The 20,805-nt window shown below is 41.4% G+C and carries 15 protein-coding genes and 1 other RNA gene; 5 read left to right on the forward strand and 11 right to left on the reverse strand.

What is annotated here, in order from left to right:
- The 10 genes from purF to fabB form a co-directional block, all read right to left on the reverse strand.
- Complete coding sequence (gene purF, locus PSH54_RS12220; protein WP_256845277.1) at window positions 1-1,527, reverse strand: amidophosphoribosyltransferase; 1,527 nt, start codon at window positions 1,525-1,527, stop codon at window positions 1-3.
- Window positions 1,528-1,545: 18 nt separating this feature from the next.
- Window positions 1,546-2,040: a CvpA family protein gene (locus PSH54_RS12225; RefSeq protein WP_004586885.1), complete on the reverse strand. Its 495-nt coding sequence runs from the start codon at window positions 2,038-2,040 to the stop codon at window positions 1,546-1,548.
- A gap of 171 nt (window positions 2,041-2,211) precedes the next feature.
- Window positions 2,212-2,847 carry an SPOR domain-containing protein gene (locus PSH54_RS12230; protein WP_029772564.1) on the reverse strand — a complete coding sequence of 212 codons (636 nt, stop codon included), beginning with the start codon at window positions 2,845-2,847 and terminating at the stop codon, window positions 2,212-2,214.
- 11 nt (window positions 2,848-2,858) lie between these two features.
- The gene (gene folC, locus PSH54_RS12235; RefSeq protein WP_273606238.1) at window positions 2,859-4,124 is read right to left on the reverse strand and encodes a bifunctional tetrahydrofolate synthase/dihydrofolate synthase; all 1,266 of its coding nucleotides are present in this window, start codon (window positions 4,122-4,124) and stop codon (window positions 2,859-2,861) included.
- Window positions 4,125-4,149: 25 nt separating this feature from the next.
- Window positions 4,150-5,025 carry an acetyl-CoA carboxylase, carboxyltransferase subunit beta gene (gene accD / locus PSH54_RS12240; RefSeq protein ID WP_024032247.1) on the reverse strand — a complete coding sequence of 292 codons (876 nt, stop codon included), beginning with the start codon at window positions 5,023-5,025 and terminating at the stop codon, window positions 4,150-4,152.
- 140 nt (window positions 5,026-5,165) lie between these two features.
- A complete protein-coding gene (gene truA, locus PSH54_RS12245; RefSeq protein WP_055253125.1) occupies window positions 5,166-5,960 on the reverse strand; it encodes a tRNA pseudouridine(38-40) synthase TruA in 795 nt (264 codons plus the stop codon).
- A gap of 271 nt (window positions 5,961-6,231) precedes the next feature.
- On the reverse strand, window positions 6,232-10,716 hold the full coding sequence (locus PSH54_RS12250; RefSeq protein ID WP_273606239.1) for a FimV/HubP family polar landmark protein: 4,485 nt from the start codon (window positions 10,714-10,716) through the stop codon (window positions 6,232-6,234).
- A gap of 352 nt (window positions 10,717-11,068) precedes the next feature.
- A complete protein-coding gene (locus tag PSH54_RS12255) occupies window positions 11,069-12,085 on the reverse strand; it encodes an aspartate-semialdehyde dehydrogenase (RefSeq protein ID WP_004588395.1) in 1,017 nt (338 codons plus the stop codon).
- A 45-nt stretch (window positions 12,086-12,130) separates the two neighbouring features.
- The gene (locus PSH54_RS12260) at window positions 12,131-13,252 is read right to left on the reverse strand and encodes a 4-phosphoerythronate dehydrogenase (protein WP_273606240.1); all 1,122 of its coding nucleotides are present in this window, start codon (window positions 13,250-13,252) and stop codon (window positions 12,131-12,133) included.
- Between the two features lie 112 nt (window positions 13,253-13,364).
- A complete protein-coding gene (gene fabB, locus PSH54_RS12265) occupies window positions 13,365-14,579 on the reverse strand; it encodes a beta-ketoacyl-ACP synthase I (RefSeq protein ID WP_273606241.1) in 1,215 nt (404 codons plus the stop codon).
- 181 nt (window positions 14,580-14,760) lie between these two features.
- On the opposite strand from fabB, the gene mnmC reads away from it, so the two are divergent.
- The 4 genes from mnmC (at window position 14,761) to PSH54_RS12285 (ending at window position 19,590) form a co-directional block, all read left to right on the forward strand.
- Window positions 14,761-16,770, forward strand: a complete 2,010-nt coding sequence (gene mnmC / locus PSH54_RS12270) for a bifunctional tRNA (5-methylaminomethyl-2-thiouridine)(34)-methyltransferase MnmD/FAD-dependent 5-carboxymethylaminomethyl-2-thiouridine(34) oxidoreductase MnmC (protein ID WP_273606242.1) — start codon at window positions 14,761-14,763, stop codon at window positions 16,768-16,770.
- Window positions 16,771-17,039: 269 nt separating this feature from the next.
- The gene (locus PSH54_RS12275) at window positions 17,040-17,363 is read left to right on the forward strand and encodes a hypothetical protein (RefSeq protein WP_273606243.1); all 324 of its coding nucleotides are present in this window, start codon (window positions 17,040-17,042) and stop codon (window positions 17,361-17,363) included.
- Between the two features lie 169 nt (window positions 17,364-17,532).
- A complete protein-coding gene (locus PSH54_RS12280) occupies window positions 17,533-18,168 on the forward strand; it encodes an NAD(P)-binding oxidoreductase (RefSeq protein WP_054983048.1) in 636 nt (211 codons plus the stop codon).
- A gap of 354 nt (window positions 18,169-18,522) precedes the next feature.
- Window positions 18,523-19,590 carry a hypothetical protein gene (locus tag PSH54_RS12285; protein WP_273606244.1) on the forward strand — a complete coding sequence of 356 codons (1,068 nt, stop codon included), beginning with the start codon at window positions 18,523-18,525 and terminating at the stop codon, window positions 19,588-19,590.
- 86 nt (window positions 19,591-19,676) lie between these two features.
- Here PSH54_RS12285 and ssrA read toward each other — a convergent pair.
- Window positions 19,677-20,033, reverse strand: a transfer-messenger RNA (tmRNA) gene (gene ssrA / locus PSH54_RS12290).
- Between the two features lie 266 nt (window positions 20,034-20,299).
- On the opposite strand from ssrA, the gene PSH54_RS12295 reads away from it, so the two are divergent.
- A partial coding sequence (locus PSH54_RS12295) for a flagellar assembly protein A (protein ID WP_273606245.1) occupies window positions 20,300-20,805 on the forward strand: 506 nt, incomplete at its 3' end.

Here is a 20,805-nt window from a genome sequence, read left to right on the forward strand (position 1 = left end):
TTAATCAGCTTCGTTGGCATCTTGATTGTGTATTTCAAGGCCTGATGACATGGCGTTTTCGCGGTTACTTTTAGCCGAGTCGTTACGCAATTGATCAATATGGTTTAAGTAATCTTGATCGATATCACCGGTAATGTATTGCCCATCAAATACAGAGGTTTCAAATTTAGTAATTTCTGGGTTTTCTTGGCTTACAGCGGCAATTAAATCGTTTAGCGATTGAAAAATTAAGCCATCAGCACTGATGCTTTGGTTAATGTCTTCAACTTCGCGGCCATGCGCAATAAGCTCTGCGGCAGATGGCATATCAATACCATACACATTAGGGAAACGAATTTCTGGTGCTGCTGAGGCAAAATACACATTTTTTGCTCCGGCTTCACGGGCCATTTCTACAATTTGTGCCGAGGTTGTACCGCGTACAATTGAATCATCAACCAGTAAAACGTTTTTACCTTTAAACTCACGGTCAATCGCATTTAGCTTTTGACGCACTGACTTTTTACGCATTTCTTGGCCAGGCATGATAAATGTACGACCAATATAACGGTTTTTAACAAAGCCTTGGCGGTAAGGTAAATCAAGCATGCGGGCAATTTCTAACGCCACATCGCATGAGGTTTCAGGAATTGGGATAACAACATCAATGTCTTTATCGCTCCACTCACGCGCAATTTTTTCACCCAGTTTAGTACCCATGTTTACACGCGTTGCGTAAACCGACATACGATCGATGGTTGAATCAGGGCGAGCAAAATAAACAAACTCAAAAATACACGGCGCATAAGAGGCTTTTTCAGCACAACTTTGTGAATGAAATTGGCCATCTTCAGTTACGTAAATCGCTTCACCTGGTGCAACGTCACGCACAAATTCAAAGCCGTCTGGCTTTAATGCTACGCTTTCTGAGGCAAACATGTACTCAGTGCCTTTAGCGGTTTCACGCTTACCAAATACCAAAGGACGGATACCATTAGGGTCACGAAATGCTAAAACACCGTGACCAATAATCATCGCAATAGCGGCGTAGCCACCGGTTACTTTGTTGTTTACTTCGGTTACTGCAGTGAAGATGTCTTCAGCGTCTAAATGTAATTTGTCAGACTTACTTAGCTCATGTGCCATGATATTAAGTAGTATTTCTGAGTCAGACGTTGTATTAACGTGACGACGCGCTTCTGAGAACAGTTGCTGCTTTAGAGTTTCAGCATTGGTTAAATTACCATTGTGCGCAAGCGCAATACCAAATGGTGAATTAACATAAAACGGCTGCGCTTCAGATGAACTTGACGAGCCTGCAGTAGGGTAACGTACGTGGCCAATACCAATTGTGCCTTGTAGTCGTTTCATATGGCGGGTGTGAAACACATCCTTTACTAGGCCATTTGCTTTGCGTAAGCTAAACGTATTGTTTTCAATGGTAATGATGCCCGCGGCATCTTGACCTCGGTGCTGCAAAACAGTTAAGCCATCATAAATCGCCTGATTAACAGGAGATGTTCCGACTATCCCAACGATACCACACATGTAATTTATCCTCGCCGATTAACGGTTTACTGAATTTAAAAAGCTCGAGTTGTTTTCTAGGTACGAAAAGAACCATTCAACAACAAAGCCAAATTCTGGAATCAAAATAGAATTGCCCCACCAGTGCGTGTTTGGTGCACCAGTAAAAGCATCAAGAAAGAAGAGTAACGCGCTCACGACCAACACGCCTCGTAACGCACCAAAAACAATGCCGAAGACACGATCGGTGCCAGATAAACCAGTACGTTGTACAAGCTCACCTAAAATGTAGTTTAGTAAACCGCCTAACAGTAGCGTCGCAAAGAAGAGTATGGCAATGGCCGCCGCATTTCTTAAAAGGGGTTCAGAAATACTTGTTAGGAAGGAAGCTAAATATTGGTAAAACAAACTAGAGATGATAAATGCGCAAGCCCATACTGCTAATGACATAGCTTCTTTAACAAAGCCGCGTATTAAACCGATGATGGTAGACAGTGCAATGATGCCAAGAATGGCGTAATCAACCCAGATCATATTAACCAATTAGTCGCTATTTTGGGGCGCATTCTATACCCAAACCTCGTTAATATGCAAGTTAAAGCGGGAGATAACCAGCAACTAGCACATACAAAAACTTATCACTTTAACGGCTATTTTTAGCCCTTAAAAACAAAAAAAGCCTTACTATAGTAAGGCCTTTTAAAATCAATTAGAGACGCTGTATTGAGTGACTTTACCGTTTAACTTGGTAAGCGCTTTAAGCTCGGGTAACTTTTTGGTCAGCTCCCCCTTATCAAGCGAGGGCCCAACAAACACTTTAGTCAATGTGCCGTTTGGCGTTTTAATTGGTTTTGTAAACGTTTTAAAGCCTTTCGCTTTAAGCTTAGCTTGTAAGGCCTTAACATTAGCCGCATGGGAAAAACTACCTAGCTGAATTACATAGGCCATATCAGTGAGGTTTTCTTCACTTTTACGTGGCGCAATAGGTTTTGCTTTTACCGGCTCTGGCGCTTTAGCTACAGGCTCTGGCGCAGTTTGAGGCTCTATGCTTGCTTCGACTATTTCAGGCTCTGCTGCGTATTGGCTTTGCTTGCTTGTCAGCACATCGTCATCGGCAGCTATGTCTTCAATTTGCTCTTGTTTTAAAGGCTCAGCCTGCGCTACTTTTTCATCTATAGACTCTTGAAGGTCGATAGTTTTAAACTCAGAGCGTTCAGGGATGGCTTTAAAGCCCTCTTTGTAGTGGACCTTTTCGCCATCGAGTATATTAGGAATAAACACAATTGCTGCGATCACCACAATACTGGTTCCGACTAAACGATTTATAAAACCTGAGTTCACCGACTTTCTCTCTATTTTTTAAAGTAGTTTATAGCATCTGCAACAGTAAAAAATGACCCAAACACAATTAAAAGCGTATCACTTTGCTGTGTAGGCATAATTACATTAAGTGCTTCGTGCACACTATTATAGCGTTCATGCGTGCCTGTATGAGGTATAGTTTGCAACGCCACGGCCATATTTTCAACGTTATCGCCTCGAGGTATGTGCAAGCTAGTAAGAGACCAGTGATCAATTACATGGCTTACCTCTTTAAGTACACCCGCTTTATCTTTATCAGCAAGCATAGCGACTAATGCATGAATTTTAAAGCCTTTATCTTTATAGCTTGCAAGCTTTAGTGCTAAATAACGAGCAGATTCGGGATTGTGAGCTACATCGGTAAACACTAAAGGTGAAGTGCTTAACTGCTCAAAGCGTCCCTCAACAACTAAGTTAGCTAAACAATGCTTAATTACCTCATCACTTGGCAATAGATTTAGCACAGCTAAGGTTGTTAAGGCCGTTGCTGCATTTTGTGCAGGGATCGCTGGCTTATCTAACAGCAAATTATAATTTTTATATTGCCATGTAAAATGCGCTTCGTGCTCTTTGAATATAAAATCAGTACCGGATATAACCATGCCTGCTTTAATCTCAGCACCGTAATCGGTCATTGTATGTGGTATGTTTAAATCACCAATAATAGCCGGCGTGTTTTGACGAAATATACCTGCTTTATCATAAGCAACTAACTCTCGTGTATCGCCTAGGTATTCTTTATGATCTAAATCTATGGTGGTGATCACGCTTGCATAAGGTGTAACAATATTGGTGGCATCAAAGCGCCCGCCCAAACCAACCTCAAGCAGCACATAATCAACTTCAAAGCGTTTAAAAATAGCCAGCGCACCTAGGGTGCCATATTCGAAATACGTAAGCGCCGTGCTAGCGCGACCTTGCTCTAGCGTGTTAAAGGCATCAACATGGTATTGATCATCGAGCTCTTGGCCATTTATGCGCACACGCTCGTTGTATCTAATTAAATGAGGAGAGGCATACGTACCTACGCTGTAACCTTGCGCAAGTAATAGCGATTCTAAACAGCGTGCAGTTGTGCCTTTGCCGTTTGTGCCGCCAATAAGAATAATTTTGCTGGAAGTGTTTAATAAGCCAATGTTATTTGCAACAGTAGCAACGCGTTCGAGTCCCATTTCAATATTTGCAGGGTGAACACTCTCTAAATAACAAAGCCAATCATCAAGGCTTGATGATTGGCTAGGAATTGTATTTGTCATAGCGTGTAATCAGTAAAGCTGAAATTTACGCTACTCTATGCTCTTGTTCGGTAGAAGGCAAGTTCATAAATTTAGCAAGTACGCGTGCTAATGTGTCGCGCATTTCACGACGGTCAATAATCATATCAATTGCACCGTGCTCTAATAAGAACTCACTGCGCTGAAAACCTTCTGGCAAGGTTTCACGCACTGTTTGCTCAATTACGCGCGGACCCGCAAAGCCAATTAAAGCTTTTGGCTCAGCTACGTTAATATCTCCTAACATCGCTAATGATGCAGATACACCACCCATGGTTGGGTCGGTCATTACTGATATAAACGGCAGGCCTTTTTCGCTCATTTTAGCAAGCGCAGCGCTGGTTTTAGCCATTTGCATAAGCGACATAAGTGCTTCTTGCATACGTGCACCACCTGAGGCAGAAAAACACACTAATGGCATATTGTGCTCTAAACATTGGTCTACGGCATCAACAAAACGTGCGCCTACAACCGAAGCCATTGAACCACCCATAAATGAGAATTCAAAAGCAACCGCGGCAACAGGAATACCTTTTAAGCGGCCCTTCATTGCTACTAACGCGTCTTTTTCGCCACTTGATTTTTGGGCTGCGCTAATACGGTCTGAGTATTTTTTAGAGTCTTTAAACTTTAATACATCTTTAGGCTCGTGCTCAGTGCCAAGCTCCGTGCGGTCACCTTCATCTAAAAAGTGCTCTAAACGTTTACGGCCGCTCACACGCATGTGATGGTCGCATTTAGGACATACGTTTAATGATTTTTCTAGTTCAGCTTTATATAAAATTGAATCGCAAGCTGTACATTTAGCCCAAACGCCTTCTGGAATTTCTTTACGACCTGACGACTTAGTCGTTTTAGGTAAGATTTTTTCTAACCAACTCATTTGCAACTCTCTTAATGCTGTTCTGTGTCGCGAGTCTGCTAATAAGTAGCAGACAGATTTTTTCAATTAAAACATGAATTACACAAACACGGTATAAAAAACTGGTCTTAGTAGTTAGATAAACGCTTATAAATTCAACACTAACATTCCGAGTCAGGTAAAAATAATGGCCCTAGTGGGGTTTTAGGAATATTAAAGTGTTCTGGGTAATCTACATCTACTAAATAAAGACCCGCGGCTTTAGCCGTGGCACTGGCTTTAGCACGCTCTTTTAAATCTAATAGCTCTTTTAACCATACAGGTTGGTGCTTGTGTAGACCTATATCCATTAAACAGCCGGTAATATTACGCACCATATGGTGTAAAAAAGCGTTCGCTTTAATATCAATAATAACGTAATCGCCCTGGCGATGTACCGATAAATGATGAATAGTTCTGTTTGCTGTATTAGCTTGGCAATGCAGCGCTCTAAAAGAGGTAAAGTCGTGCTCGCCAATTAAGTACTGACACGCCTCTTGCATTTTTGTTTCATCAAGTGGGTGATGAAAGTGCGTAACGCCTTCATTCATAACTGCGCCTCTATAAGCGTAATTATAAATAACATAACGATAACGACGCGCTGTTGCGCTAAAGCGTGCATGAAAGTCTTCACTAACAGGTTGAGCAAAACGAATCGCTATATCTTTAGGGAGTAACGTGTTCATACCCATAGTAAATGCAACCATCTCACGGGGAGCATGGGTTTCAAAGTGTACAACTTGACCAGTGCCATGCACACCTGCATCTGTGCGGCCCGCACACACTATTTCAACCGGATGATTACAAATGCTCGACAACGCTTTTTCTACTTCTTGTTGTACGCTATTTACATGAGACTGACGTTGCCACCCACTGTAACGTGCGCCGTTGTATTCAACTCCAAGTGCTACTCGCATAATTACTGCTTTACCTACTGTGCTAATGAACGGGGCATTTTATGCTATCTCGCGGTGCAATAAAAGTAACCTCGTCTATTTATAGTTATTCGCAAAATTAAGTAATTTATTTTACCCCAATAAAACACAGCGATAAGTTAGTGAGCTTTTAACATCCTGGGTTTAATAAACGTCTAAAACTAATTAAGTGCTTTTTATAGGTTAGAGTTATTCGTACCTATAAAAAAACCGCATTAACAAAGCTAATGCGGTTTTTATAATCATGAATGCTCTAGTTAAGTTTAGCTTTTAAACTTTGCGCTTCTTCTTGTACATCTTCAGGGCCACTTTCAATAACATCTTCAATCACTTTAAGGGCTGAGTCAAAGTCGTCAATTTCAATGTATGCTCGTGCCAAATCAAGCTTGGCAGAATAACCACCGCTTTCTAAGTCAACATCTGTTGGGTTATCGCCTGCAAGTAACGAATCAAAGTCACTTAACCCTACGTCCATATTAACCTCGTCATAGGGTTCGTGCTCAAGTACTGAGTCATCGCTTTGTTCAAGTAGCGCGTCAATATCAACAAAGTCATCGGTTGTAGCCTGCGGTTCACTTTGCAAAGGCTCTTCTTGCACCGCTTTCGCTTCAACTTCAGTGTCTAAGTCTTCGTTTAATAGGCTATCAAAGTCGACATCAAATTCGCTGCTATCTTCTAAATTTAACTCATCCGGTTCACCTAACTCACTAAGCAAGGCATCAAAATCGGTTTGCGTTAGGTCAGCCATAAACTCATCGTCTAGCTGCTCGTCGGGTATAACGTCTTCATTAGTTTTATCATCAGCTGCCTGTGTTAGCTCGGCTTCTAATTGCGAATTTGTTATTTCATCTTCAACGTCTTCTGAAAGTGCTTGTTCTAAAATTGCATCGTCAAAATCAGGCTGTTCCTGCGCACTATCCGTTGTTTTCGCTTCACCTAGAGGTTCATCTTGCGGTAAAGGCGCATCAAGCTCATCGTCAATCAGCGGCTCGTCATCTAGGTCGGCTTCTAACGCATCAATACCAGTGTTACCAGCAAGTGCATTTGCTAAGTCTTGCTCAGCTTGGCTTGGCGCCATACCGCTTGCTTGTCCATCAAGTTCATCACCTTGTAACTCTTGCGGACTATATGATTGCTGATCATCTAAATCAATTTCGTCATCGTTATCAAGCTCTAACTCAGGGTACTCGTCAAGCTCTTCACTTGGAGTTACTTGCTCATCTAATAATGCATTGAGCTCGTCGTCTAGCTCATCAACGCTTTGCAATAAATCATCATCGAAAACCCCTTCGTCTTCATCCGTATTTTCAGATAAATCTAGCTCGCTTTCATCATCAGTTAATTCATCTAGAGATGACAGCACTTGAGTGTGGTTATCATCTGCACCTATATCATCGGTATGCTTCGGCTCAAGTTCTGGCTCTGAAAAATCGTTATCAATGAGTAACTCATCATCAAAGTCGTCTTCTAAGCTATCTAATTCAATGCCTGAAAGTGCGTTTGCTAAGTCTTGTTCAGCTTGGCTTGGCTGCATGCCTGTTGCATCACCATCAAGCTCATCTCCCAATAACTCATCAGGAAGATATTGCTGTTGCTCTGTTACATCTAACGCCTCAGGGTTATCATCTGAAAAGCCTATATCATCACTAAGCGTATCATTTACAGCATCATTTTCAGGTTGAGTATCTAAAAGCGGACTCGCTGGTGTTTCTTGTGAATCAAGCGGATCGTCACCTAAATCAACCTCTACCTCTTCAATGTCATCATCAAGATCATCTAACGCCCAATCAGGGTTTTCAACATAGTCTTCGTCTGTAGCCTGCTGTAGCTCGTTGAGTAATTCATCAACACTTTTTAGAGTATCGTCGGTGTACTCTTCCTGTGCATCCTCTGGGTCGAGTAACGTTTCTGAACTATCTGCAAAGTCAGTGTTTTCAAGCAAGTCAGCATCAAGCTCTGGTTCCTCGAGAAGTTCTGGCTCGTCTGCAAGCTCAGGCTCATCTTCAAGCTCTGGCTCTTCTACAAGTTCAAGCTCATCTACAAGCTCTGGTTCCTCGAGAAGTTCAGGCTCGTCTGCAAGCTCTGGCTCATCTGCAAGCTCTGGTTCCTCGAGAAGTTCTGGCTCTTCTACAAGTTCTGGCTCATCTGCAAGTTCTGGCTCCTCTTCAAGTTCTGGCTCTTCTTCAAGTTCTGGCTCTTCTTCAAGTTCTGGCTCATCTGCAAGCTCTGGCTCATCTTCAAGCTCTGGCTCATCTGCAAGCTCTGGTTTTTCTTCGAGTTCAGGCTCTTCTTCGAGCTCTGGTTCTTCTTCAAGTTCAGGTTCTTCTACAAGTTCAGGTTCTTCTACAAGTTCAGGTTCTTCTACAAGTTCAGGCTCTTCTAAAAGCTCAGGCTCTTCTACAAGCTCTGGTTCTTCTACAAGCTCTGGTTCCTCGAGAAGCTCGGGTTCTTCTGCAAGCTCTGGTTCTTCTGCAAGCTCTTCTGCAAGCTCTGGCTCATCAATAAGTGAAGACGCTAAAGTTTCAATATCATCTTCGTCAAAATCTTCCTGTGCATCAGCTAGATCTTCGACTGAATCAGCTAATGCGCTATCAATATCTCGCTCAGTATTATTATCTGTTGCTACTTGATCGGCAGATGAATCTTCAACTTCATCAATTAAGCTGTCTATGTCGTCTAAATCAAAGTCATCGCTTTCTTCAACTAGCGCATCAGCAGGGGGTTCATCAGGTGTATCGCCTGCGTCATCAATTAGGCTGTCTATGTCGTCTAAATCAAAGTCATCGCTTTCTTCAACTAGCGCATCAGCAGGGGTTTCATCAGGTGTATCGCCCGCTTCATCAATTAAGCTGTCTATGTCGTCTAAATCAAAGTCATCGCTCTCTTCAACTAGCGCATCAGCAGGGGTTTCATCAGGTGTATCGCCTGCTTCATCAATTAGGCTGTCTATGTCGTCTAAATCAAAGTCATCGTTTTCTTCAACCAGCGCATGAGCAGGGGTTTCTTCGGTTGTATCGCCTGCGTCATCAATTAGGCTGTCTATGTCGTCTAAATCAAAGTCATCGCTTTCTTCAACTAGCGCAGCATCAGTAGGTGTTTCATCAGGTGTATCACCTGCTTCACCAATTAAGCTGTCTATGTCGTCTAGATCAAAGTCATCGTTTTCTTCAACCAGCGCAGCATCAGCAGGGGTTTCATCAGGTGTATCGCCTGCTTCATCAATTAAGCTGTCTATGTCGTCTAAATCAAAGTCATCGTCTTTTGGTGATTCTTTATCAGCTTGTTGATCTAATAATTCATCAATATCAAAGTCATCATCCTCTTCTTGGGCAAGCTCTTCGCTTAAGGCGGCCAACTCATCATTGCTTTCTAAGCTGCTATCTGCGGTAGGTTGCTCAACCTCAGGCAAGTCAATTTCAGGCAGGCTATCGTCCTCATCAAATAAATCGTCTAGGTCGTCACTGCTTAAAATATCGTCCGAATCTTTTGTATCATCTAAATCAAGGTCAATTTCATCATCTTGTTTTTCATCTACAGGTTCATCAAAGCCCTGCTGCATGAAAACGTCTAACTCGTCCCCTTCACTGCCTTCGTCATCAAAAACAATATCATCACTTAATAGGCTTTCTAATTCGTCTTGATCGAGCAAGTTTTCTGAATCAGAAAATTCATCGTCTAACGCATCATCGAGAGAATCATCAAATGCAATATCATCCTCTGGCAAAATATCGTTGCTATGATTGTCATCTAGTTGAATATCTAAATCATCAAGCGGGTCAGGAATGATTGGATCGTCTAACGCATCATTACTTTGCGGCTCGTCTTCGGTAAAGCTGGGCGTTTGTGGCAGAAAATCATCGTCATCTTGAGTTTCTTCGTCTTTGTTGGCACGCTTTCGTAAAAACATCACCACAGCAAAAATAATTAATAACGCAGGAATGGTCATTAATAAAATAAGTACAAGTGGGTTAGACATTAAAGCGCCTAGGTCAAAAGATTCTTCTTTTGGTACTTCTTGCACTTTTTGCTGAGCTATTATTTCGTTTTGTTTTTCTATTAGCTCTTTTAGCTGTTTTTGAATTTCGCTGTCTTGGCCTAGCTGTTCTTTTACATTGGCAAGCTCTTTTGAAATACCCGACAATTGTTTTTTGAGATTATTATTCTCAGCTAATATTTCTTCTACATTATTAACCGAGCTTTTAAATTGCTGCTGCAGCTCTACAAGCTTATTACCTTGCTGCGTTTTTATTTCATTTAATTCTTTTTGAATTTCTTTTTTAGCGTCGTCAACATCGGCTTTACGAGCTTGTGTTACTTTAGTTTGCGCGGCGTTAATTTCACTGGTGGTTAGTGTGCCATTTTTCTTTTTTTCCCATAGCGCGTCATCTTGCTCTGAGCGTTGTTTAGCAAGCTGTGGATTTACGCGTCTAATTTCCGCTAAGGTGGGTATTTTTAAATATGCACCACTTTGCATGTGGTTTAGGTTTTGTTCTAAAAAAGAATTAGGGTTTTTGTTATACAAGGCCTGCATAACTTGGTAAATACTAACTGAGTTATCTGGGCGTACTTTGGCAGCAATACGCCATAGTGTATCGGTTGGCTTTATAGGCCCTATTGATCGCCCTTGCGCACCATAGTCAGCGCCTTTTGGCCCCTTTAATTGGGTGCTGTCTTGAGAGTAAATTGGAGTTACTACCAATGCAGACGCTAATATAATAAGTGAAGCTAAACCGCGCATGCTGATCCTTTAATGTGTAAATGTTAAATGCTTTGCTATTTATTTAGCTGCTCAACATTAATTATTCTTGCCGTAACCAGCCAAATAGCTGATCTACATTTGTTATTACAATCTATTTTTATTGCAAGCTCTATTCCAGTTACAAACTATAAACCAGTTGCGGCCTAATATCCATTGCAACGCTTTGAAAATAAATACCTTAAAACTTTATTCTTAATACTATTTTATCGTGATAGATCAAGGCGTTTAGTTTAGTAGCAACGCTAAGCGGCAATAATTTGGCTCCCTTAAATACAAAAGCGGCAAACTATAAAAGTTTGCCGCTTAATTTACACGCAATGTTAGCGGGTATTTATAAGTAGTTAGCGATTAACTCTTCCGCTATTTGCACACTATTAGTGGCAGCCCCTTTGCGGGTGTTATCACTTACAACCCACATATTTAAACCATGAGGGTGCGAAATATCAGCGCGTAAGCGGCCAACGTAAACTGTATCATTACCACTGGCATCTGAAACCGCGGTTGGGTAATCGCCCTCATCTTCAATAAGCTCGACTCCTGGGGCATCATTTAAAAGCTGTTTAACGTGCTCAAAGTCATACGGCATGCGTGTTTCAATGTTGATTGACTCAGAGTGGCCAAAAAATACAGGTACACGTACACAGGTTGGGTTGACTGCAATAGTGGTATCGCCCAAAATTTTATGCGTTTCGTTTACCATTTTCATTTCTTCGCGCGTGTAGCCGTTATCTTCAAAGGTATCTATTTGAGGGATAACGTTAAATGCAATTTGCTTAGGAAAAATTTCGTTTTCCATTGGGCGAGCATTCATTAAATTAGCTGTTTGCTTTGCTAGTTCATCTACGGCTTCTTTGCCTGCACCAGATACAGCTTGGTATGTAGATACATTAATGCGGTCAATACCATAAGCATCGTAAATTGGTTTAAGCGCTAGCATCATTTGAATAGTAGAGCAGTTAGGGTTTGCAATAATATTGCGATTTCTAAAGTCTTCAAGGCTGGCTGCATTAACTTCTGGTACCACTAGCGGTACTTCAAAATCATTTCTAAAATGTGAGGTGTTATCAATTACAACACAGCCCGCATCGGCTGCAATTGGCGCGTATTTTTCTGATACACTGCCACCAGCTGAAAACAAACCTATGTGTGCTTGGCTAAAGTCAAAGCCTTCTACGTCTTGCACTTCAATGGTTTCGCCACGAAACTTTATGTCTTCACCTGCGCTGCGGCTACTGGCTAGTAAAAAAAGTTGGTCTACCGGAAATTTACGATCTTCCAGGGTTTCAATAATTTGACGACCTACTAAGCCTGTAGCGCCAAGTACAGCAACGTTATATTTTTGCGACATATTTTATCCTCTTTAAGTAGTGTTAAAACAACACTACTAGTTAAATTAGTTTGCGGTGTTAAAGCCAAGCTGAGCGAGTGCATCTGTATGCTGTGCACTCCCTTTTACCGTTAAAGTGCTAAACTCACGCCTGACTGGGTAGTTTTTGCGTAAACTATCAAACCCGTCTTTTGCTAAGTTACGCAGCAAAATGCCATCATCACGGCGTACGTCGTAAATTAAATGTACTAAACGCGCAATATCAGCCTCAGTAAAGCTGCTTTGTAAACTTAGGCTTGTAACAGCAGGTTGTGGTAAAAAATCAGCGAGAGATTTTTCTGCGGTTACGCCTTCTAATTTACACAATGCTTGGTACAGCATTTGTGTGCCGCGGGCTTTTCCTTCAAGGGTATGGCCGGCAATGTGCACGCTGGCATAGCGCACATGATCAAGCAATGGAATTAAAATGTTAGGCTCGTTTTCCCAAACATCCAAAACCAAATCTAAGTCTGCCCCTTGCTCCATAACCGATAACAAAGCTTGATTATCAATTACTTCTCCACGGCTCGCATTTATAACTGCTAACCCAGGCTTTAACGCTTTAAGGCGTTTTTCATCAATTAAATGATGCGTTTTGTGCTCACCGGTTTTAATCAGCGGTACATGAAAGGTAACCGCATCTACGCGCTCAAGTAGTTCGTCAAGCTCAACATGCTCGGCTAATAAGCCCTGCTCATGTTTAATTGGGTCACATAATAAAACATCAACATTAAGTGCTTTTAGTTTTTGTGCTAAACAGCTGCCAATGTTACCCACCCCGACAATACCTATTGTTTGACCACTTAAAGGGGCTGCGTTTTCTTGGCTTAAGGCAAACAAGCTACTTATTACATACTCAGCCACCGCCACTGCATTGCAACCTGGGGCACTACTAAAGGCAATGCCTTTATCGTTTAGTAACTGTGTATCTATATGATCAACACCAATAGTGGCGGTACCTACAAAGCTTATTTTATTAGCGTGGGCAAGCAAGTCACTGTTTACTTTAGTAACCGAACGCGTAAGTAATACATCAACATCAATTAACGCATCGGGTGTTAAGTTTCGTCCATCAAAGCGCGTTACCTCACCAAAGTCTGCAAAATACTGCTCAACTAAAGGCATGTTTTGATCGGCAAGAATCTTCATTGGGGAGTCCGTATGGCAAAATGAGGCGCTATTGTAACGAACAACCGAGCCATTACACAAACTAAAAAGCCGAGCAATGCTCGGCTTTTAATCACTATAAAGAGAAAACGAATTAACCTTTATATTTGCTCATAACTAATGTGGCGTTTGTACCACCAAAACCGAAGCTATTAGACATAACAGTATTAAGCTGTGCATCACGGCGCTCAGTTACAATGTTAAGGCCTTGTGCTTGCTCATCTAGCTCATCTACGTTAATAGATGGCGCTACAAAGTCGTTTTCCATCATTAAAATTGAGAAAATAGCTTCGTGAACACCCGCAGCACCTAGTGCGTGACCCGTTAATGATTTAGTCGCACTAATAAGCGGTGAGTTACCACCAAACACTTCTTGAATAGCGCCTAGCTCTTTAACATCGCCTACTGGCGTAGAGGTACCGTGCGTGTTTAAGTAATCAATTGGAGTATCAACGCCTTGCATTGCTTGGCGCATACAGCGTACTGCGCCTTCACCTGAAGGTGCTACCATGTCGTAGCCATCAGATGTAGCACCGTAGCCTACAATTTCTGCGTAAATATGTGCGCCACGATCAAGTGCATGCTCAAGCTCTTCTACTACAACAATACCGCCACCAGCAGAAATAACAAAACCATCGCGGTTTGCATCGTACGTACGAGATGCTTTTTCTGGTGTTTCGTTATATTTGGTAGATAACGCGCCCATTGCGTCAAATTCCATTGCAAGGGTCCAGTGGAGCTCTTCACCACCACCGGCAAAAATAACATCCTGCTTGCCTAATTGAATTTGCTCAACAGCGTGGCCAATACAATGTGCAGATGTTGCACACGCAGAGCTTATAGAATAGTTAACGCCTTTAATTTTAAATGGCGTTGCTAAACAAGCCGATGTCGTGCTTGCCATCGTACGCGGAACCATATAAGGACCTACACGCTTTACGCCTTTTTCGCGCAAAATATCGGCCGCTTCTACTTGCCACTTTGAAGAGCCACCACCAGAGCCAACTAATAAACCCGTGCGCTCATTAGATACTTGCTCATCAGATAAGCCAGCGTCTTCAATTGCTTGCTTCATAGAAATATAAGAGTAAGCAGCAGCATCACCCATAAAGCGCATTGCTTTACGGTCTACGTGTTCTTTAACATCAATATCAATTTTGCCCGATACATTACTACGTAAGTTGTAATCGGCAAATTCTTGGTTAAAAGCAATACCGCTTTTGCCCGCTTTTAGTGACTCTAATACTTCTTGTTTGTTATTACCGATGCTTGATACAACACCGATACCCGTAATTACGGCTCTTCTCATGGGTAATTCCCTTAGCTTGATACTAAATTACTGTGTATTTTACGCTGTTTTTTGGTGTTAAGTGGTCAGCTTTCTAGCGTACACCTGTACTCTGAATTTAATAGCTTATAAATAACGCCAGACTATTTCAAAGAAAACCCGTAAAATAATTAAAAAATACTGTCTAAAAATTTAATAAGTCATGATAAAAAACGCCCAAATACACTTTAATGAAGTAGGCACACCAGTAGCCGATAACTTTGACGATGTTTATTTTTCTAATGACGACGGCCTTACTGAATCGCATTACGTGTTTTATCAACAAAACAATATACAGGCGCGGTTACAAAATCATGACCAAACGCATTTTGTTATTGCCGAAACCGGTTTTGGTACTGGTTTAAATTTTTTAAATGCATGGCAACACTTTAATGACCACCTTGCCAATCAACAAGTTCAAAATCAAGTAGACAAACGGGTTAAGCGATTGCATTTTATTTCGTTTGAAAAATACCCGCTTAATGCTGATGATCTAAAAAAAGCACTGCAAGCGTGGCCAACATTAAACAAGCTTAGTGATGAATTAATAACGCACTACCCTATAAACTTAGGCGGCTGTCATCGCATAGAATTTAATAACGGCCAGGTTATTCTTGATTTGTATTTTGGCGACGTGCTTGATTCAATAAATGCAATGAGCTACCCGCAATCAGGGGTGGTCGATGCGTGGTTTTTAGATGGCTTTGCACCGAGTAAAAACCCTGACATGTGGCAACAAAGTGTGTTTAATGCCATGGTTGATATATCGCGCAAGCATGCAACACTTGCCACATTTACCGCTGCAGGCTTTGTACGCCGAGGCTTAATAGCTGCAGGCTTTAGCATGCAAAAAGCGAAAGGCTTTGGCCGTAAACGCGAAATGCTGATAGGCAAATTAGCACACGCTAATAGTGCACAGTCATCGCCCCCGTACTTTGATCAACCCCCTGCCAAACTAGAACATGTTGCTGTAATTGGCGGCGGGATTGCGAGTAGCTGTATTTTGCACAGTTTGGCTAAGCGTGGCATTAAAAGTAGCCTATTTTGCCAAGATGAAAAACCAGCTATGGGCGCTTCACATAACGTACAAGGCGCGGTTTACCCCCATCTGCAAGCTAAAAATTCACCTCATAGTGAATTATTTGCGCACAGTTTTTTATACGCTAAGCGCAGTTACCAGCAACTACTAAAAAACGGCTTTAATTTTGATTATAGCTGGTGCGGTGTACTGCAACATGCGGTTAAAAAGCCTCTTGCCGATAAACATCAAAATTTAGAACAAAAACAGTTATGGCCTCAAGCCTTAATGCGCAATGTAACTGTAGAGCAAGGAGATAAACTGGCAGGCGTAAAAACCGGCTACCCCGGCGTTTATTTTGAGCAAGGCGGTTGGGTAAACCCACCCCAGCTAGTTGAGGCAATGCTAAAAGCGGCCAATAGCCTTAACCCTATTAATAGCTATTTTAATTGCCATATACAGCAGCTTACTAAAACCGATGCAGGCTGGTATTTAACCCACAAGCATACCCAATATGGCCCTTTTAGTGATGTAATAATATGTGCAGGTGAGCATAGCGATGCGTTTGAACAAACAAACGCATTACCTATTGTAGGGGTACGTGGTCAAGTATCGCATATTCAAGCGAGTGAACAATCTAAGCAGCTTAAAACCGTGTTGTGCCATAAAGGTTATTTTACCCCCGCCTATTTAGGTAAACACTGTATGGGCGCTACATTTGAAAAAAACACAAAAAGTCGCGTCGTTACAGAAAAAGACAACCAGCTAAACCATGAGCAACTACTTAGCTTTTACCATCAAAGCGACTTTGCCACCACATTAGGTAACATCACCTGTGCTAAAGCAGCTGTGCGCTGCACGTTTATAGATCACTTACCAATGGCAGGACAATGGTGTGAGCAAAGCGATTACAGCACCGCCTTTGCTAATTTACGCCTAGGTAAACGCTATCAATACTCACCTCTATGCAAGCCACAACAAGGCTTACATATTTTTACCGGGTTTGGAGCGCGTGCATTATGCAGCGCACCGTTATTAAGCGAGCACTTTATTAGCACGTTAAATAATGAACCTCGCCCACTCAGCGAGCGTGTAAGCCAGGCCATTCACCCTGCGCGTTTTATAGTGCGTGATTTAATACGAAATAAAATTTAAATGACATCATTCATTTTTTGCGTAAAATAATAACCATAAAAGGAATTTATACCAATCCGCTTAATTAAGTGATCAATTTTGAGGCTGGAAAAACGTGTTGATAGCTAGGTAAAAAGTTCGCTATTTAGTTGTTCTAAATAAGAATTTTTTAAAACAGGTAGCGACACGGTTAGCACCGCAAAATGATCAAGTATTATTGCGCACTGGTATTATATAACCAATGCGCACCATATGTATGAATGCGGATGGGTATCAATAAAAGGATAACAATGAAAGCTTTAACCTGTGCTGTAACATTACTCGCCGCTTTATCGTTTAACACATTTAGCCAAGACGTAACCGCCATCCCCTTACCTGAAGAATTCATCACTACCATGGATGTAACTGGCGAATACCCGCTGGTTAGAACAGGGTATTTAGCTGCTTCTATTGATGCTATTTCTAAATTTTATCAGCAGGCCCTTGGTGACCCCATTAACAGCAAAGGTGATAATAACTACCGCACCCTTTACTATAACTACCAAAACCATGCTGTTCGCATCAGTTTATACCATCATAATTATGTTACCGAAGTCAGCATAATGATTGAATAAACACAGTAAAAAGCGGCTAATTTTCATGCTCAGTTCAGACTCAATTTTTATTTACTTTTAAATAACCACTTTGTAGAGAAAAACAGCATTTTACCCTTTAAAAACGAATGCCTACCCCAAGGTCTATTTGTACTAAATACCTTTACACTAAATTGAGAAGGAATTAATTATGAGTAAGACCCTAATTATTGGCGCTAGCGGACAAATTGGTAAAATGGCAACCAAGTTGCTTTTAAACAATGAGCAAAATGTATCTGCATTAGTGCGTGATAAAAGTAAGTTAGATGATTTAGATAGTCCATTTTTAAGCATTGTGGAGCAAGATCTCGAAGGAGATTTTTCTGGTGCGTTAAAAGATTGCGATCAAGTTATTTTTGCTGCTGGCTCGGGCGGAAGTACAGGCACAGATAAAACCGTGCTTATTGATTTATGGGCAGCCACCAAAGCAGCAACGTATGCTAAAGAGCATGGCGTAAAGCATTTTATTATGATTAGCTCGATTGGCGCTGACGATCCAGACTCAATTGAAAGCGACTTAAAACCTTACTTAGTTGCCAAACATATGGCCGATGAGCACCTTATCAACAGTGGCTTAAACTACACCATAGTGCGCCCAGGTGGGCTGACCGATGAAAGCGCCTCAATGAAAGTAACCACCGAGCGTCCAAACGATCGTTCTAAAGCTAAAATTAGCCGCGAAAACGTTGCCAATGCCCTATTACATATTGCTACTAACGCATTTAATGGCAACCGCGTTTTTGAACTATTTGATGGCGAAACGCCCATTAAAGCAGCTGTAAAATAAACACTCTGGTTGCCCTTTGTAAACTCCTTGCAAAGGGCAACGTATTTAAATGCTAAATCGCACGCGCCCTCCCTTGCTTCACTATATTTATTAAATGTAAACAACACGTTTAAATCGCTTTATAAAAGCCTACACACCGCGTTCCTAATAAAACAACATGAAAAACAAGCACTTCCACTAAAATCACGACAAAACAATGCGTTAAAAACTCAACAGAGTAAATTTTGTTCAGGCTTTTTTACTAGTTTAATAAGGCTGAATACTAGAAACCCCTTATTTTATCTGGTAAATTAACAGCGTGTTAAAACAATAATAAAAATTCCTCAATGGAAGTTGCACGAATAAGGACATAGCGTGAGCGCCTCATTTAAAATTATTTTTAATGGTCAGTTACACCAAAATGCTGACATTAGTACCGTACAAGAGCAACTTTGTCAGTTTTTAAAAATTCCTCATAATGTCGCTGTAAAATTATTTGATGGCCGAGCCTACGCACTCGTAAAAGACCTATCGAGTATTGATGCAGTTAAAACAGAATCTAAACTAAAAAGTTTTGGTTTAATCACCAAAGTAGAACCGCACGCAAGTGTAAGGGCAACCCAAAGTGCCGCGGGTACTAAACTGGTTGTTGCTCACAATGAGCCTGCGGTAAAAAACATAGCTAATACAATAACCAGCATTAAAAAGTCCGGCGTAAATAGCCCAACCGCCTTGCCCAAATTAGCACTGCAAAGCGCATTGTTTTTTTGTTATAGCTTATTATTCATCTGCCTTATTTGCTCAGCAGTAATAAGCTTTAACACACTTAAAATGAGTATGATAGACAGCTCATCAGCTTCGCCCTCAACAACATTAAATTACGTTCATTATAAGCAGTACTTAGCAAATCAAAAAAAGCACCCAGAAGTCACCTTGCCTAACACCCACAACACAGATGAGCTTAACCAAGGGGCGCAGCAAAAAATTGATAGCTATTTTGCTCGTTTTTCAACGCATATAAACAGTTACGCAAAAATTCTAAAGCAACCAAATATAAACAGTATGGGCGCAGAAAGGTTAAAGCAGCACCTACAAGAAATAGATGCGCTAGGCACTGAACATGTATTTTGGGAGCAGTTAATTAACCTTGCTAAATCGCTTAATAACGACGCCCATGTAATGAGCAAGCTTGGTAATGATAACCCTGATAAAATTCAATGGATCAACGCCGTTGATTGGATAAGCCAAAGCTACATTAGGCAACAACAAAATAAGCCTGACGCTTTGCCCGTCACGCCTACAAACACACAACTCGCCAAGTCACCGATATTAGATTTAACTCTACTAATTAGCTTAATGTCGTTTTTAACGCTTATTATTATTAGTATTAAAATGAAAGTAAGGTCGATAAAAATGAAGCTAGCCACTACAAGCACAGAATAAATTAAAGCCATAAAAAAACCGCCAACTTGATTGCTCAAATTGGCGGTTTTTTATGGTTTTTAAGTAACGAACTTAAATACCTGTATTGGTGGAGCTGGGGGGATTTGAACCCCCGTCCGAAAAGCCTCGACCGTCGGTACTACATGTTTAGTATTGTCATTTAGTTAACCTTTAAATCCCGGACAAACACGGTAGATAAAGGCGAGGCCGCTTAGTTTTAACGCTTCAACCCCGGCCAGGGTTTCCGTCGCGATCAGGTGTTAGGGTGACACTCCAAAATCCAGTCCACAAGAATACATGGAAGGAGCGCTAGCCAGCCTAAGCTGCTAGAGAGTAGTTATCGTCGTTTGCGATTACTTTAAATTGCGGCTTTTTTACGAGGCAAACCGCACCTCGACATGCACCTCAGGCTTCTTGAATTCCGTCGAATCCTAATCAGCCCCTGAAATATGAATTTCTTTCAGTGAGGGCAGTATAACTGAGTAAACGACTGATACTCAAGGGGTGTGACACTTTTATTTTAGCTAACTGAATCAACTGAACAGTAAACAAGCACAAGTTTGTAAAAAAGCAAACAAATACTGAACATTTACTTAACATACCGGTCAAGTTGTGCTCAAATAAGGAGTTAAATTTTACACTAGCTATAAGGCTTTAGTAGTAAAAGTAATAATCATAATAACAGGCATATTACGTAGGGAATTTATAAATGTCGGTTTTTTTATTTAATGAACAAACGGGCGAGCTGGCGTTATCTGCACACCCTATTGATAATGGATTTCCGGTGACGAGTGCTCAACTTATTGAGCTGCTTGAACAGTCAGATTATTGCGAGTTTGAAGTACTCTCTAGCAATATTGGTAAGTTATTTTCACCGAGTAAAAATTATCAGCAAGAATCATTAGTAATTGCCAAAGCCACGGACGCGAGCATTGTTATTAACGTTGATGAAAAAAACATGGTTGCAGAGGCAACGCTTACCACGGCCAAAGGCGGCGCATTACTCTCTATGGAGGCAGCTCAAGCAGCTTTAGTTAAAGCCGGTGTAAAAAAGGGCATTAGTCCTCGTGCACTTGATACGTTTTTAGGTCAGCAGTTTTCTCACCCTGCAGGTACATCATACAGCGCTATTGTGGCTCATGGCCGAAACCCTAAAGAAGGCAGTGATGCGAGGTTTGTTCGCCTTTGCTCTACTGGTGTCTCCTATACACATCT

It is taken from the genome of Pseudoalteromonas sp. Angola-30, assembly GCF_028599215.1.
GTDB classification, from domain to species: domain Bacteria; phylum Pseudomonadota; class Gammaproteobacteria; order Enterobacterales; family Alteromonadaceae; genus Pseudoalteromonas; species Pseudoalteromonas atlantica.

Bases quoted from the DNA above. Each gene is read 5' to 3' on its own strand.
- folC (WP_273606238.1), bottom strand. From the start codon at position 4,124: ATGACAAATACAATTCCTAGCCAATCATCAAGCCTTGATGATTGGCTT.
- truA (WP_055253125.1), bottom strand. From the start codon at position 5,960: ATGCGAGTAGCACTTGGAGTTGAATACAACGGCGCACGTTACAGTGGG.
- accD (WP_024032247.1), bottom strand. From the start codon at position 5,025: ATGAGTTGGTTAGAAAAAATCTTACCTAAAACGACTAAGTCGTCAGGT.
- fabB (WP_273606241.1), bottom strand. From the start codon at position 14,579: ATGAGAAGAGCCGTAATTACGGGTATCGGTGTTGTATCAAGCATCGGT.
- PSH54_RS12260 (WP_273606240.1), bottom strand. From the start codon at position 13,252: ATGAAGATTCTTGCCGATCAAAACATGCCTTTAGTTGAGCAGTATTTT.
- mnmC (WP_273606242.1), top strand. From the start codon at position 14,761: ATGATAAAAAACGCCCAAATACACTTTAATGAAGTAGGCACACCAGTA.
- purF (WP_256845277.1), bottom strand. From the start codon at position 1,527: ATGTGTGGTATCGTTGGGATAGTCGGAACATCTCCTGTTAATCAGGCG.
- PSH54_RS12275 (WP_273606243.1), top strand. From the start codon at position 17,040: ATGAAAGCTTTAACCTGTGCTGTAACATTACTCGCCGCTTTATCGTTT.
- PSH54_RS12280 (WP_054983048.1), top strand. From the start codon at position 17,533: ATGAGTAAGACCCTAATTATTGGCGCTAGCGGACAAATTGGTAAAATG.
- PSH54_RS12225 (WP_004586885.1), bottom strand. From the start codon at position 2,040: ATGATCTGGGTTGATTACGCCATTCTTGGCATCATTGCACTGTCTACC.
- PSH54_RS12250 (WP_273606239.1), bottom strand. From the start codon at position 10,716: ATGCGCGGTTTAGCTTCACTTATTATATTAGCGTCTGCATTGGTAGTA.
- PSH54_RS12255 (WP_004588395.1), bottom strand. From the start codon at position 12,085: ATGTCGCAAAAATATAACGTTGCTGTACTTGGCGCTACAGGCTTAGTA.